Source organism: Prevotella sp. P4-51, assembly GCF_002251455.1.
In the GTDB taxonomy this organism is placed as follows: domain Bacteria; phylum Bacteroidota; class Bacteroidia; order Bacteroidales; family Bacteroidaceae; genus Prevotella.
In genome coordinates this window covers 75,028-88,878 of record NZ_NPJM01000066.1, presented here as the reverse complement: position 1 = coordinate 88,878, position 13,851 = coordinate 75,028, and the positions used below count along the sequence as shown (strand labels likewise).

The following is a 13,851-nucleotide window of genomic DNA, read 5'->3' as shown; positions in this document are numbered from 1 at the left end:
GTCAGCCAGCGGTCTTGAACTTGTTGATGCAGTCTATATAGGCGTCGACCGAAGCGGTGACGATGTCGGTGTTGGCTCCGAAACCGTAGTAGAGATGTCCGTCGTGCTCTACCTGCATGTGTACCTTGCCCACATCGTCGCTGCCCTTGTTGATGGCCTGGATGGTAAACTCGCGGAGCGTCATCTGCTTGAGTATTATCTTCTTGAGCGCCTTGATGGCAGCGTCTACGGGGCCGTTGCTGGTCGAGGCTTCTTCAAACTTCTGTCCAGAGATGTCGATGCCTATGCTGGCGACGCTTCTCACGCCCATGCCGGTGGTAACCTGCAGGAAGTCGAGCTTGATGGCGTGGGAGTCCTTGCGGTCGGCACCCGCCAGCATCAGCACATCATCGTCGGTTACCTCCTTCTTCTTGTCGGCCAGACGGAGGAACCGCTCGTAGACCTTGTCCAGCTTCCCAGGGTCGTCGTAGTCTATGCCCAGCACGCTCAGACGGTGCTTGAGGGCAGCCCTGCCACTGCGGGCGGTGAGCACTATCGACGTGTCGTCGACGCCCACATCCTTGGGGTCCATAATCTCATAGGTACTCACGTTCTTGAGCACTCCGTCCTGGTGGATGCCACTGGAGTGGGCAAAGGCGTTGCGCCCCACGATGGCCTTGTTGGCCTGGATGGGCATATTCATCAGACTGCTCACCATGCGGCTGGTGGCGCTGATGCGGCGCGTATTGATGTTGGTCTCGATGCCCATCTGGCGATGACACTTGAGTATCATGGCTATCTCTTCGAGGGCTGTGTTGCCGGCGCGTTCGCCTATGCCGTTGACGGTCACCTCGACCTGGCGCGCGCCGTTCTGCACACCGCTCAGGGTGTTGGCTGTGGCCATGCCCAGGTCGTTGTGGCAGTGTGTAGAGATGATGGCGCGGTCTATGTGGTCCACGTGCTCCATGAGGTACTTGATTTTGCGGCCATACTCTTCGGGCAGACAGTAGCCGGTGGTGTCGGGGATGTTTACCACCGTGGCTCCCGCCTTGATGACAGCCTCGACCACGCGGGCGAGATACTCATTGTCGGTGCGGCCGGCGTCTTCGGCGTAGAATTCCACATCCTCTACATAGCGCTTGGCATACTTCACCGCCGCCACAGCACGCTCCAGTATCTCTTCGCGGTTGCTGTTGAACTTGTACTGGATGTGCTCGTCGCTGGTGCCTATGCCTGTGTGGATGCGCTTGTGGCGGGCGTAGCTCAGGGCGTCGGCTGCCACGTCTATGTCTTTCTCCACGGCGCGTGTCAGCGCACATATCGTGGGCCAGGTCACTGCCTTTGAAATCTCTATCACTGAGTTGAAGTCGCCGGGACTTGATACCGGGAAGCCTGCTTCAATGACATCGACGCCGAGTTGCTCCAACTGGCGCGCCACCTGTATCTTCTCGACGGTGTTGAGCTGGCATCCGGGAACCTGCTCGCCGTCTCTCAGGGTGGTGTCGAATACAAATAATCTCTCGCTCATAACTCTACTTGTTTTTATACTTGCTTTTACCGTTGGTTTGGGTTGTCCTGAAAATGAAAAAGCCTTTCTCACTTGTAAGTGGAAAGGCTCTGTCTCTCGATGGATGCTTTATTATCATGTTGCCACGCACGCCTCTTCACCTACAACTGTCGGCTGTAGAATAATTAGGCTGCTAATAATAATAGTATTCATCATCTGTGTAATGGATTACGTTTAACCAATTGCAAAGTTAAAGAATAAAATCAATAATGCAAACAATTCGGCGTCTTTTTTATTAAAATAATTATAAATTGTTACCATTTGCGACTTCTTAGACCAATTCTGTGACTTTCGCGGCGTACGCTGCAGCGGTCGGTTTTATGCTAAAAGACAGCGCTTTAGTCGACAAAGTCGGCGCAGTCAATGCTATCATGCCCGCGATGACGGATAATCTTGTTTCGTGGCTTGATTTCATGGTTTCGTGGTAGGAAATCGTCGTTGCAAAGCCCGAAACCACTATTTCGTGCTTTGCCGTCAGGATGTAGACGCACTCGGACAAAGCAGAAGCCTGGAGAGACGGCGCTGATGTCATCTCTCCAGGCTTCTGGGTGGTCTCGGCTTTTGCCAAGATAGTCTCGGGCGTTGTAAAGTTGGTCTCGGCTCTTGCCAAGATAGTCTCGGGAGTTGCCAGGTTAGTCTCGGGCGTTGCCAAGATAGTCTCGGGCATTGTAAAGTTGGTCTCGGGCGTTGCCAAGATAGTCTCGGGCGTTGCCGCGGTGGTGGGCAGCGGGGTGGGGGCTTATCTGTCGGTGATGACCTTGACGCCGCGCGGCTTGGCGAGGATGGTGGTCTTGATGTGGCCGCCGGCGGTGCGCTCGTGCCTTACCTTGACGGCGCCATAGGGGGTGGGGTAGGAGCCCTCGGCCCAGTCGAGATGACCCAGATGCGGACGTATGCGCAGGGTGCGGCATCCCGGCTGGACTACCTCAAACCCCAGCACGTGGCGCGACAGCCAGGCGGTGGGGCCCGAAGCCCAGCCATGACACAGGCTGCCACGGAAGCCCGGGTAGCAGTAGGCTCCGAAGTCGCCATGTACATTCTTGCGCGCGGGGTTGCCTATCTCGTCGATGCGGTTGGCATTGCTGCCCCACGCCGGGTCATAGTCTTCCCAGAAGGTGGTGGCTCCGAGGTCGAGCATGCCGCCCCAGTATCGGCTGATGGCGTCGAGCGCGTCGTCGTAGCGGCCCGCGCGTGCCAGGGCTTCGAGCATATAGTAGCCATAGAAGGTGGAGAAGCCGCCGATGCCGTGCATATAGCGCTCAGCCATGTCGCCGGCGTCCATGCAGCCCGCTATCACCATGAGCGCAGCCGCCTGGCGCAGCTTTTTGGGGGTGGCGATGTGGCTGCTGATGCGTCGGGCCACGGCGCGGCACTTGTCCTCTCGTGCCGAGTCGCCGAGGATGTGGCAGAGCTTGGCTGCGGCATCCATGCTCCACACCGTGAGCGCCTGGACTCCGATGCGCACGCCTGCCTTGTCGGCACTCGACGGCCAGTCGAGGAAGACATTGGCGCGGAAGCGGCCCACGCTGTCGACGGTGAGGTCTATCTGGTCTACGAGCTGGGTGATATAGTCGCGGTGGCGCTCCAGCAGCGCTCTGTCGGCATGGTGCATCCACCAGTCGTGCTGTATGATGAGATACCAGAGCGAATAGGCGGGAATGTTGTTGAGCCAGCGGGGCAGCTGGAACTCACTGCAGGCGAAGTCGAGCGATCTGGGCACCACGTCGGAGTAGCCGAAGACGGCGTTGATGGTGGCCACCTCAGGGTGCATGTCGCCTATCCACACCAGGCGGTCGCGCTTGATGCCATCCCAGAGAAACTCCTGCATGCACAGCTGTACGGTGTAGGCTCCTGTGAGCCAGATGGAGTCGAGCCTGCTGTCGCTGCAACTGAACGAACCCACGTAGGGGAGGTCGCGATAGCGGAAGATGGCGGCAGCCTCCTTGATGGCTACGGTGACGCCGGTGCGCAGCAGGTCGATGCGCACAAATCGGAAGCCCGTGTTGCCTATCTCCATCTGTCCGTCGCGTGGTATCTCGACCACGATGTCGCGCTTGGCGTGGTCGTCGGTGGAATAGCCCACGCAGGGCTTGGTGTTGCGGGTGTCGCTCATACACTCCTGCACCGACTCGCCGAAGCGTATGCGCACGAGCGAAGGCTCGGGGCGGCTGCTGCTGCCCAGGGTGAGGCGGAGTCCGCCGTGGAGCTCGCGCCCATAGTCGAGCGTGATAGAGGCGGTGTCGCCCTCGGCGCTGGAGAGCAGGCACATGCCGTTGCGGCCCAGTTCGGTCTGGCCGTTGGTGATGCGGGTGAGCACGTCGGGGCGGGTGGCGCCGTGGCTCTGCATCACCCTCACCGGGGCGAGGTAGACACGCGTGATGGCGTCGGCGCGCATGCGGGCGGCGTCGGTCTGGGCGAAAACGGGGGGAAGAGCGGGCTGGGCCATCAGCGTGACGGCGCAGCAGAGGGTGGATAGCAGGATAACGATGCGATGCATAGTGGTGGTCTTAGTGGTCGTTGATGGATGCAAAGTTACGCAAAAACCCACTAACAGCCAATATAAACGTCCAAAAATAACCCCGACGGGCGTTAAAACCATTGAAATTGCGATATATGTGGTGGTTTTTTGCTACTTTTGCACCGTTAATATCATCAAGGTAAATAGTGTTTTTATGGAAACGACTCACAAAATCAATAAAGTGGAACTGCGCAACCTGCGTATGGAAGACTATGACCAGCTGGCCAAATCGTTCAAGCGCATCTATGCCGACCACGATGTCTTCTGGACCCACGAGCAGATCAAGACGCTCATAACCATCTTCCCCGAGGGTCAGGTGGTGATAGTGGTCGACGACAAGATTGTAGGCTGTGCCCTCTCGATTATCGTAGACTATAATATGGTAAAGGGCGACCACACCTATGCCAAGGTGACGGGCAACGAGACCTTCAACACCCACAACCCGCAAGGCAACATCCTCTACGGCATCGAGGTGTTTATCCATCCTGACTATCGCGGGCTGCGACTCGGACGCCGCATGTATGAATACCGCAAGGAACTCTGTGAGAAGCTCAATCTGAAGGCCATTATGTTTGGCGGTCGCATACCCAACTACTACAAGTATGCCGACACCATGCGCCCGAAGGAATATATAGAGAAGGTGCGTTCGCGCGAGATCTACGACCCGGTGCTTACGTTCCAGTTGTCCAATGATTTCCACGTGCGCCGCGTCATCCGCAACTATCTGCCCAATGACGAAGAGTCCAAACACTGTGCCACGCTGCTCCAGTGGGACAACATCTACTACCAGCCTGCCACCGACTCGTATGTGGAGAAACGGCCTACGGTGAGACTGGGTCTGGTGCAGTGGCAGATGCGTCCCTACAAGGATCTGGACGACCTCTTCGAGCAGGTGGAGTTCTTCGTCGACTCGGTGAGCGACTACAAGAGTGACTTCGTGCTCTTCCCCGAATACTTCAACGCACCGCTTATGGCGCGCTTCAATGATATGGGCGAGGCGCAGTCCATACGCGGACTGGCGCAGTATACCGAGAAGATACGCGACCGCTTCGTCGAGTTGGCCATCAGTTACAACATCAACATCATCACCGGCAGCATGCCCTTTGTCAAGGCCGACGGCGGTCTCTACAATGTGGGCTTCCTCTGCCGCCGTGACGGTTCGTATGACATGTATGAGAAGATACACGTCACGCCCGACGAGCAGAAGAGCTGGGGCTTGAGCCGCGGCGACGAGGTCAAGACCTTTGACACCGACTGTGGCCGCATCGGCATCCTAATCTGCTACGATGTGGAGTTCCCCGAACTCTCGCGCCTCATGGCCGACGAGGGCATGCAGATACTCTTCGTGCCCTTCAACACCGATACGCAGAATGCCTATGCTCGTGTGAAGGTGTGTGCCCAGGCTCGCGCCGTGGAGAACGAGTGTTATGTCGCCATTGCGGGTAGTGTGGGCAACCTGCCCCGTGTGCACAACATGGACATCCAGTATGCCCAGTCGGCTGTGTTTACCCCCTGCGACTTTGCCTTCCCCACCGACGGTAAGGGAGCCATGGCTACGCCTGGCACGGAGCAGATACTGGTGGCCGACTGTGACCTGACGCTGCTCAACGAGCTGCATACCTATGGCAGCGTGCGCAATCTGCGCGACCGTCGCAAAGACCTCTACGAGCTGCGTATGAAGAAGGAGAAGTAGGATAACCGCTTTAAGAATAATGGAAAAGGGCACGGTCATGAGACTGTGCCCTTTTGCATGGGTGCTACCGCCGATGCCGCTCTCGCCGGTTTCCCATTCCAGAGGGATGCGCTGCCGCCCATTGGCAAGGGATGTAGGCGGTGAAGGGGTGGCTTGGTTGTGTGTATGGGCTGCCAATAGTACTGCGTTGAGCGTGCAGAAAGGCGTGGCATCGAACGATGAGTTGCCCTTACATTATTTGTTCCATATCTCACAAACCTTGCCGTTCTTGAATACGATGGTTTCCAATCCTGTGCCGTACTCCCAAATGTCCATGTCATCGTAGGCGTTGGTCTTTGACGCCGATTGGTTGGGATAACCTATTGATAATGCTACCATCTCTTTGGTAAAACCTATCTTTACGTCACCACCAAGAATCTGTTTCCATCGGGTAATGCCGTATTTGTGAGTATACTTGACGCCATCTGATTTTGTAAAGAATGGCAAGTCACCAATACTGATGTAATGACGACCTTGTGCTCTGCTCATATCAAATGTATATGTCTTGTTTCTGCCGTCCTTGAATACCAGGTAAGGGGTACCGTTGATGACTTTTATCGTATCAACCCACCCATAGCTGTTGTTCTCGTCCACGACCCATTCGTTGTTGCGATATTTGTCCATCATGTCTACATAGTGGGCATAGCTCTTTTGCCCCCATAGCGTATGGAGGCTTATGGATAGTGTGTCTCCGACCATCTTGAGTTTATGTCGGATGCCTCCTTCACCAAGCCAAGTGTCGATAATCTGCCAGACTCCATCTTTGCCTTCTATTATCCATCGACTCTTGTCTCTTGCCTTGGCAATAGATTCATAATATCCAACAGCCATAACAGGTTTGACGCCACTGCCGAAGAAATCAAAGCTACATTCATCACCATTGTCACATCTCTTCATTTGAAAAGTCTGTGGTGCCTTGAACCCGGTTATCTCGAAATATGTAAACAATGGGGCATTATAGGTTTTGTTGTCCCATCCATACCGCAATACTCCCTTGTTCTGATACAGTATTACCTTCTGCCCGATATACTTTTCAGGGTGGATGGTAGAAATGTCAGTAGAGTCATACTGATACACAGGCTTTCTTTCCGAGGGTAAAGTGTCACTTGGGATTACTTTCACCTGTGCAGTAATCATGCACGGGGTCATGAGAAGGAGTAGGGATAGTAATTGTTTCATAGTGTTGTAACTTATAAAGTTGCCATTGGCAGGGTTGGATGGTTTATATTTGGATGTAAAGGTAATCATTTTGGACTGAATTGCGATAGAAATGAGCCTGTTATTTGTTTTTGGGCGTTCCTTTATGGCGATTTTAACGATTACACTCGTATTTGTCATCAACTCGCGGCAGCAAGGTATCGCCCGAGAGCCAAGTTTGCCGAAAACATTAAAAATAAATGGTCATTTGCGATGGTTGTTTGGGTTGTTTTTTCTAATTTTGCATGTTGGGACATATAAAGAATGACTTAATTAACTGCATAGGTAACATGGACAAACTATATCTACTTCAGTTCGCCTGCTTCGTCTTCATGCTGGTGAGCGCCGGTTATCTCGGGCTCAGCAGTCTGCATGTGCACTGGCGCAACCGTCGTTTTGAGCGGTCGCGGTGGATGCTGTTTCTGGCGTTACTGGTATTGGGCGCACACTATCTGCTGCAGATGGCGATGAAAATCAGGGTCGCGGGCGACGACCTCGGGGCTGTGGTCAACATGCTGGTCTACACGCCGTGCTTCATGCTGATTTCCAAGGCTATATACAATGTCGAGGCGACACAGCTGTTCAGCCGCCGCATGACGGTGGTTTGCTCGGCTATCTACCTGATTATCCTGGCTGTCTTCGGCATCGGCTATTGGCGTGCGGGCAGCTTCCACATCGGGCTGTGGCTCTACGTCATGCTCTTCTTCTATGTCATCGGCAACGTGTACTGCGTGGGTGTCATCCTGCGCGAGATGTTGCGTCGCCGGCGCATGCTGGAGACGATGGCAGCCTCTGACATAATGCCCTACGTGCGCTACTCGCGAGCCAGCGTCTTCATCGTCTGCGTGTCTGCGCTTGCCATACCGGCAGCCATCCTTTCCACCACCTTATTATATATAATAGGCCCGCTGGGGCTGTTGGCCTTCCTGTTCTTTATCGTCAACTTCATCTCGCTCGGCAACAGCTATGTGCCCACCGACGAACTCTTGGACAGCGAGGAGGAGAAAGACGCTGAGCCAGAGGCTGTCGCCGTGGCTGTGGAGCAGACCCCGACGGTGGCTATGGAGCAGACCGTGGCGGGCGAGGCCATTGCCGACGACCGGCATGCTATGCTCTCTGCCGAGCGATGCACCCTTATCCAGCAGCGGCTCGACGACTGGTGTGCCAACATGGGCTACAAGGACAGCGCAGCCAACCTGCTGACCCTCTCGCGCAGCGTGGGCATCTCTAAGAGGGACCTCACCCAGTATTTTGACCAGTGTCAGCACCGCACCTTCCGCGTATGGCTTAGCGGAATACGTTTTCAGGTGGCGAAGGATATGATGCGCGAATATCCTGACTATAGCAACGACGCCATCTCTGCCGAGTGTGGCTTCTCTGCGCGCACCCAGCTCTACCGCATCTTCAAAGCCAAGGAGGGATGTACCCCTACGGCGTGGCGCGACGGTCTGTCGAAACGGCAGTAAGCCGAGAGCCGACAGCCCAATGGTTCCTATACCCCCCACCTATCGAATATAAACAGTATAGTGTATCTGTAATTTACAGACACACGTGAACGTCTTGGAAATCTATTAAGGGCAGTTAAGGCAAACTGAAATAGGAAACAATAAAACGAATAGTATATTCAGCAGAAGGTATATAGATTTGTGTATTGTTATCTATGGATAGCAAATATGAAAATCTTGTTTTGTCAGATTACTCATTATAATATATACGCACACGCACGATACATTGCATCACCAAAACAAAGTACCACAAAAATGCCGGATGAAATAGCACAAGAATAACGAATAATGCTAAAAAAGGTTATTAGAATACACCTTTTTATGTGTTATATTGCTATTGTTTGAGGGAAATTTTTGTAACTTTACACCCGATAAAGGTTGATGACATACACCTTTTAATGTGATTTCTTGCAAAAAGCGCATATATGAAAAAAATAGAAGATGTAATGAATGAGTGGAACGCTTTGCAGCCTTTGTCTGATAGAGACAGAGAGATGCTTAGCCGTCGATTCACAATTGATTTCAACTATAACAGCAACCACATTGAGGGTAATACACTGACTTATGGACAGACAGAGATCTTGCTCATGTTCGGAAAGATTGTTGGCGAGGCTGATGTTCGTGATGTACACGAAATGACTGCCAGCAATGTTGGTCTAAAAATGATGAAGGAGGAGGCTCTACTTAAAGAGACTCCTTTGACGCAGCATTTTATACGAACATTACATAAGACCCTCTTGCGTGAGGATTACACAGTATATCGCACACTGCCTGGAGGTGTTCAGACGAGCTACGTCATTCATGCCGGGCAATACAAAACTCGTCCCAATTCCGTCATTACTCGTTATGGTGACCAATTCGAGTATGCAACGCCTGAAGAGACTCCTGCTTTGATGAGCGATTTGGTAGATTGGTACAACGATGCAGAAAGATCGGGAAAGTTCACTCCAATAGAGCTTGCCGCAATATTCCACTATCGCTACATTCGTATTCATCCATTTGAAGATGGCAATGGACGTATTGCTCGATTGATGGTCAATTACATCCTCACTCGCCATGATTACCCTATGATAGTAGTGCGTAGCCGTAAGAAAAAAGAATATTTAGAGGCATTGCATCGTACAGACCTGACTGTCGGTGCAGCACCTTCACTTGGCGCATATGCTTCAAAGCGTGACATCCAACAGTTTCTTACTTATTTTACGAATCTCTTTATTGACGAGGTATCATACGACATACAGTTCCTGACTGAGCGCGGAGATAATGTATGGTGGTTTGATGGCGAACGTGTAAAATTCCGTAGTGCAACCACCAGCATAATACTGAATCGCATGTATGAGCAGCCGAATAGCACTATACCTCAATTGGCAGAGGCTGCCGGTATCAGTCTTACAGCGGTAAACAAGCAATTGCGACTGCTTACAGACAAAGGCTATATAGCTCGTACAGAGAAAGATAATTCTTGGAGACTAATTATCACCCCATCAGTATAAAACACAAATCACGTATAAACGTATGATTCATGGAAATACTTGACATGAATACTCAAACGAACTGAAGCGCTTCTTGTGTGATGTCGCAAAATCATGGTGGGCATGGTATTTGTTCTACCCATTAGGTGTGTTTCTTCTATAAATAGTATATTTTTATCCTACTGGTGTAAAAGGGGTTTATACATGTTTGGGATAAACGGACAGCCCTTTCTGCGTGGCGGAAAGGGCTTTTTGGGTCAAAATGGGTGTAGCCTTTCTGTCAAAGCTACACCCAAAATGACGCAAAGCCACACCTAAAACGGCAAAGCTACACGCCATTCTCGTTTCTTCTTCCTACTTTTGTGCCGCAAATGTAACACTTGAGTAATAAATAATGAATTAAACCTTAGTAATTATGGAGAAGAAAAATTATCAGAAACCCGCCGTCCAAGTCATCAACATCGGAACAGTAGCGATTATGCAAGGGTCAACTGAGTCCATTCCTTTCGCCAAGCCAGAAGATTATGACAAAGTAAAGCCTGACGAGAATGGATGGATTTGGGCTGATTAGCCAACCCACAGCCTTGTCGTAGTACAGCGCAAGGCCCAATGGACACAAGGTATGGCTCCTGGGACTATGGCAAGGCGTAGCCCCAAGAGCCGAAGATACTTTTGATTGACGGAGTAACAAAAAAAGTGGCAGCCGGAATGGGCTGCCACTTGCGTTATATGTACTCAGGAGATGTCTGCTTACAGATTGGCCAACCCACAACCTTGTCGTAGAACAGCGCAAGGCACAATGGACACAAGGTACGGCTCCTGGGACTATGGCAAGGCGCTGCCCTGAGAGCCGAAGATACCTTCAACCCCAAACGGCCTAATGACCGCTTTGGGTTAAAAATAATTCTAAGGTGCGAAACTTGGGTTAGGACAGGTGAATCTAATATTTGATTTCTCAAATATTGGTAAGAACAGGGTGTCTGGCCTTGTATTTACTATTAACTTATCATCCTTTCTGTCTATATAGATAGACCGGAAAATATAATTATAAAGTTCACCATCAACGACATATCCATTGCTTTGTATATAAATATCTTGTACATTTTTGTATTTTTTCTTGTACTCTACAAAGCCTTCTTTATAGTACAGGTCTCTATCGCTGATGGAGTCAAAGCATATCACACATTTCCCATGTAACCATAGTGTATCCAATTTTTCTCGTCGCCCATAAAGAGGACGGTACCCTGGCCCTAAGATGAGACCCTTCAATACAATACTATCATCCCAAGACAGCAAGATGGGACGACTCAAGACAAAGGTATTGTATTTAGGGTGCCGTTTTATATAGTCATTTATGATACTAATAATCGAGTCGTTCTGTTTTATTTCAGTTAGCTCTATGCCATCTCCGTAAACACGCTTAAATCCTACCAAAGTAGGTTTACAACCAACCAATAGCATCATCACAAATGCAAAAAACAAAGTCAATAAAACTCTTAAAGCCCTTTTAGACATATTCTTACTCTTCCCCTTAATAGATTTGCACTCCATTCCTAACCAATTCTATTTCTCTATCATTATAAATAAATCCTCGTGTATATCCGTCATGCCCCACGATAAGAACAGGTAGTCCTCCCATTTTTTCTGAGAGTGAACCATCTGCGTATGATGCACGCTCATCGTGCGACCATGCGTAGTCTTTCTCCGCCAAGGCATCCACTGCGTTCCATCGTCCCGTCACGGGGGCGTAGTGGCGGGCACCGTGGTCGTACCAGTCGAGGCCGTGGGGGCGGTCGAGCTCTTTGCCTATGTATTTGTAGGGTTGGGTGGCGTGGTCATTCTCTCTGCTTTCGACATTGGCGAAAGCAGAGAGGCTCAGTATGTTCATGAGCCCCAACAGCATTATGACAATCTGGTGGCGCATGGTCAGGAGTTAAGATGTTTACATTGCAAATATAATAATAATGTACACACGCGCAAAGGAAATTGCGGGAAAAGTGATGGCTCGGGGAGAGAATAATATAGATGTAGCCTGCTCGAGGCCAAAGCTACTCATCCGCGTCATGGAAATCATAATCTTTATAGAGACTCTACTCCCAGTTACACCAATTTATTCCAATGCGCTTGACAAAGGATTTTCCACTGCTGTCATGATCCAGGTTCAACAAAATAGTATCATAGAATAGGGGAATGAATACTTCTTTATCTAAAAACGGTCTGTGTCCTATCTCATATTTAGTATACCACGTATTCCCTTCGGTTCCGGCACGCATTATAACTATGTGTTTTACTGGGTATTTGTCATCCCATACAAAACCTAACTCCGAAGCAATATTGGCACAATATACACCAGCCTGCAGATCGTCCGTGTCACAGAACTTTCCCTCTACGCTTCCAGCGAGTAGGTCGAACAGTTCATCTTCCCCAGAGCGGTCGAAAATCAATGTGTCTGTCTTATTGGTTAGTATGGCATAATCTGCTCGGTCATACCTATCTTGTATGTCTATCTTGAACTTGCTTTTATAGCGTTTCTTCAATTCTTTCGTCGTTAAATTCTGCAGCGAGTTGTTATAGTAGTATTTGCGATTGTCGGTGACGACAACCATAGTATCTTTCACAATACCAACAAGGTACAATCCCAACGAACGTGCCAGAACTGCATATTCAAAGGAGTCGTATTTCGGAAAGATACGCACCCCTATTTTGGGATAATGCCAAGCATTATCGCATGAATAATAAGGGCCTTGTGAAAACAGGAGAGTGTCTTTTTCACATGGCGGGTGTGGCGTGAATCCCCACAAATTGCTGATACCAGCAACCAATAGTGTGATTAATAAAAATGAGTATCTCATAATGAATACTATTTGAAAGTTGTCATATATATATCTTCATTTATTATTTCGTTTTGATCTTTATCTAAGACAATTTCATGGAATAGACTTTTTGAACTATTCATGGGAATGTCGTATTTTGAGTACCAAATGCGTTCGTCATTTTTGAGGGGGCGTATAATGACATGGGATATTTTATCAAAGTCGATTTTGAACGACAGGCTGAAAAAATACATCAGCTTGGAAACGTTGCTTGGAAAATAAATAAATGTGCATGATAAGCAACGACCATTTGATATTCCTCTTTGCAAACTGTAGCTGGACTTGTTGTCGTTTTTCTTGAATATCAAAGTGTCTGTTTTGTTGACTACATGTACATACCGTGTCTTCCCCTGCTTTTTCTTGATACATTTATAGTATAGGCTCTTGAAATGCTTGAAGTTGACATCGCAGAATGCATCATTAGAAAAAAGAGCAGGGGCATCGGTGATGACGAGAAGAGTGTCTTTCAACTTCCCTACAAGGTATAATCTTCTTTCGTGTGCCAAGCACGCAGTTATGACATCATCTCTTTGTGGATAGATATTTTGCCCGCATATCACTTTCTTGCCTACGATGAGCGTGTCGTTGTACATACTGTCCACTTCACACTCCTTTACAGTAGCGGCAAATATATCTGCGATGCATATATTCGCGCATAAAAGTATAAAAGTTATAAGCCTATACATATTATCTACTTTTGAGATTAAGAATTTTATTTATTGGTCGGGTAAAGTGGGCACCCAGTCTTTTTCCTTTTCCATAAGAGTAATGTATTTGTAGGGTTGGGTAGCGTGGTCACTCTCTCTGCTTCCGGCAATGGCGAAAGCAGGGAGGCTCAGAGTGGTCATGAGCCCCAACAGCATTATGACAATCTGGTGGCGCATGGTCAGGGGTTAAGATGTTTACATTGCAAATATAATAATAATGTACACACGCGCAAAGGAAATCGGGGGAAAAGTGATGGCTGGGGGCGAAAATAATATGCTGAAGCCTGCCGTGTCCCGATGT

At 49.8% G+C, this 13,851-nt stretch carries 12 protein-coding genes; 4 read left to right on the top strand and 8 right to left on the bottom strand.

Translation table 11 applies throughout. The features are described 5' to 3' along the window. Window position 1: 1 nt before the first annotated feature. The 3 genes from CIK94_RS12435 to CIK94_RS12425 form a co-directional block, all read right to left on the bottom strand. Window positions 2-1,507: a 2-isopropylmalate synthase gene (locus CIK94_RS12435; protein WP_094423219.1), complete on the bottom strand. Its 1,506-nt coding sequence runs from the start codon at window positions 1,505-1,507 to the stop codon at window positions 2-4. A 310-nt stretch (window positions 1,508-1,817) separates the two neighbouring features. Further along, window positions 1,818-2,213: a hypothetical protein gene (locus CIK94_RS12430; protein WP_094423218.1), complete on the bottom strand. Its 396-nt coding sequence runs from the start codon at window positions 2,211-2,213 to the stop codon at window positions 1,818-1,820. Between the two features lie 72 nt (window positions 2,214-2,285). After that, the gene (locus tag CIK94_RS12425) at window positions 2,286-4,043 is read right to left on the bottom strand and encodes an alpha-L-rhamnosidase C-terminal domain-containing protein (protein ID WP_094423217.1); all 1,758 of its coding nucleotides are present in this window, start codon (window positions 4,041-4,043) and stop codon (window positions 2,286-2,288) included. A 175-nt stretch (window positions 4,044-4,218) separates the two neighbouring features. On the opposite strand from CIK94_RS12425, the gene CIK94_RS12420 reads away from it, so the two are divergent. Beyond that, window positions 4,219-5,757 (top strand): bifunctional GNAT family N-acetyltransferase/carbon-nitrogen hydrolase family protein, encoded by a 1,539-nt coding sequence (locus tag CIK94_RS12420; RefSeq protein WP_094384587.1) that lies wholly within the window; start codon window positions 4,219-4,221, stop codon window positions 5,755-5,757. 234 nt (window positions 5,758-5,991) lie between these two features. On the opposite strand, the gene CIK94_RS12415 is transcribed toward CIK94_RS12420, so the two are convergent. Next, window positions 5,992-6,975 carry a hypothetical protein gene (locus CIK94_RS12415; RefSeq protein ID WP_144008402.1) on the bottom strand — a complete coding sequence of 328 codons (984 nt, stop codon included), beginning with the start codon at window positions 6,973-6,975 and terminating at the stop codon, window positions 5,992-5,994. 308 nt (window positions 6,976-7,283) lie between these two features. Between CIK94_RS12415 and CIK94_RS14780 the strand changes: the two genes are divergently transcribed. The 3 genes from CIK94_RS14780 (at window position 7,284) to CIK94_RS14505 (ending at window position 10,541) form a co-directional block, all read left to right on the top strand. Next, the gene (locus CIK94_RS14780) at window positions 7,284-8,459 is read left to right on the top strand and encodes a helix-turn-helix domain-containing protein (RefSeq protein WP_254046220.1); all 1,176 of its coding nucleotides are present in this window, start codon (window positions 7,284-7,286) and stop codon (window positions 8,457-8,459) included. A 464-nt stretch (window positions 8,460-8,923) separates the two neighbouring features. Then, a complete protein-coding gene (locus CIK94_RS12400; RefSeq protein WP_094423215.1) occupies window positions 8,924-9,991 on the top strand; it encodes a Fic family protein in 1,068 nt (355 codons plus the stop codon). A gap of 394 nt (window positions 9,992-10,385) precedes the next feature. After that, the gene (locus tag CIK94_RS14505; protein WP_158216580.1) at window positions 10,386-10,541 is read left to right on the top strand and encodes a hypothetical protein; all 156 of its coding nucleotides are present in this window, start codon (window positions 10,386-10,388) and stop codon (window positions 10,539-10,541) included. Window positions 10,542-10,876: 335 nt separating this feature from the next. On the opposite strand, the gene CIK94_RS12395 is transcribed toward CIK94_RS14505, so the two are convergent. The 4 genes from CIK94_RS12395 to CIK94_RS12380 form a co-directional block, all read right to left on the bottom strand. Next, a complete protein-coding gene (locus CIK94_RS12395) occupies window positions 10,877-11,485 on the bottom strand; it encodes a hypothetical protein (protein ID WP_144008050.1) in 609 nt (202 codons plus the stop codon). A 16-nt stretch (window positions 11,486-11,501) separates the two neighbouring features. Beyond that, entirely contained in the window at window positions 11,502-11,858 is a 357-nt protein-coding gene (locus tag CIK94_RS12390; RefSeq protein WP_254046219.1) for an RHS repeat-associated core domain-containing protein, read from the bottom strand. Between the two features lie 202 nt (window positions 11,859-12,060). Then, on the bottom strand, window positions 12,061-12,822 hold the full coding sequence (locus CIK94_RS12385) for a hypothetical protein (RefSeq protein ID WP_144008400.1): 762 nt from the start codon (window positions 12,820-12,822) through the stop codon (window positions 12,061-12,063). Between the two features lie 8 nt (window positions 12,823-12,830). After that, a complete protein-coding gene (locus CIK94_RS12380) occupies window positions 12,831-13,436 on the bottom strand; it encodes a hypothetical protein (protein ID WP_094423212.1) in 606 nt (201 codons plus the stop codon). Between the last annotated feature and the right edge of the window lie 415 nt (window positions 13,437-13,851).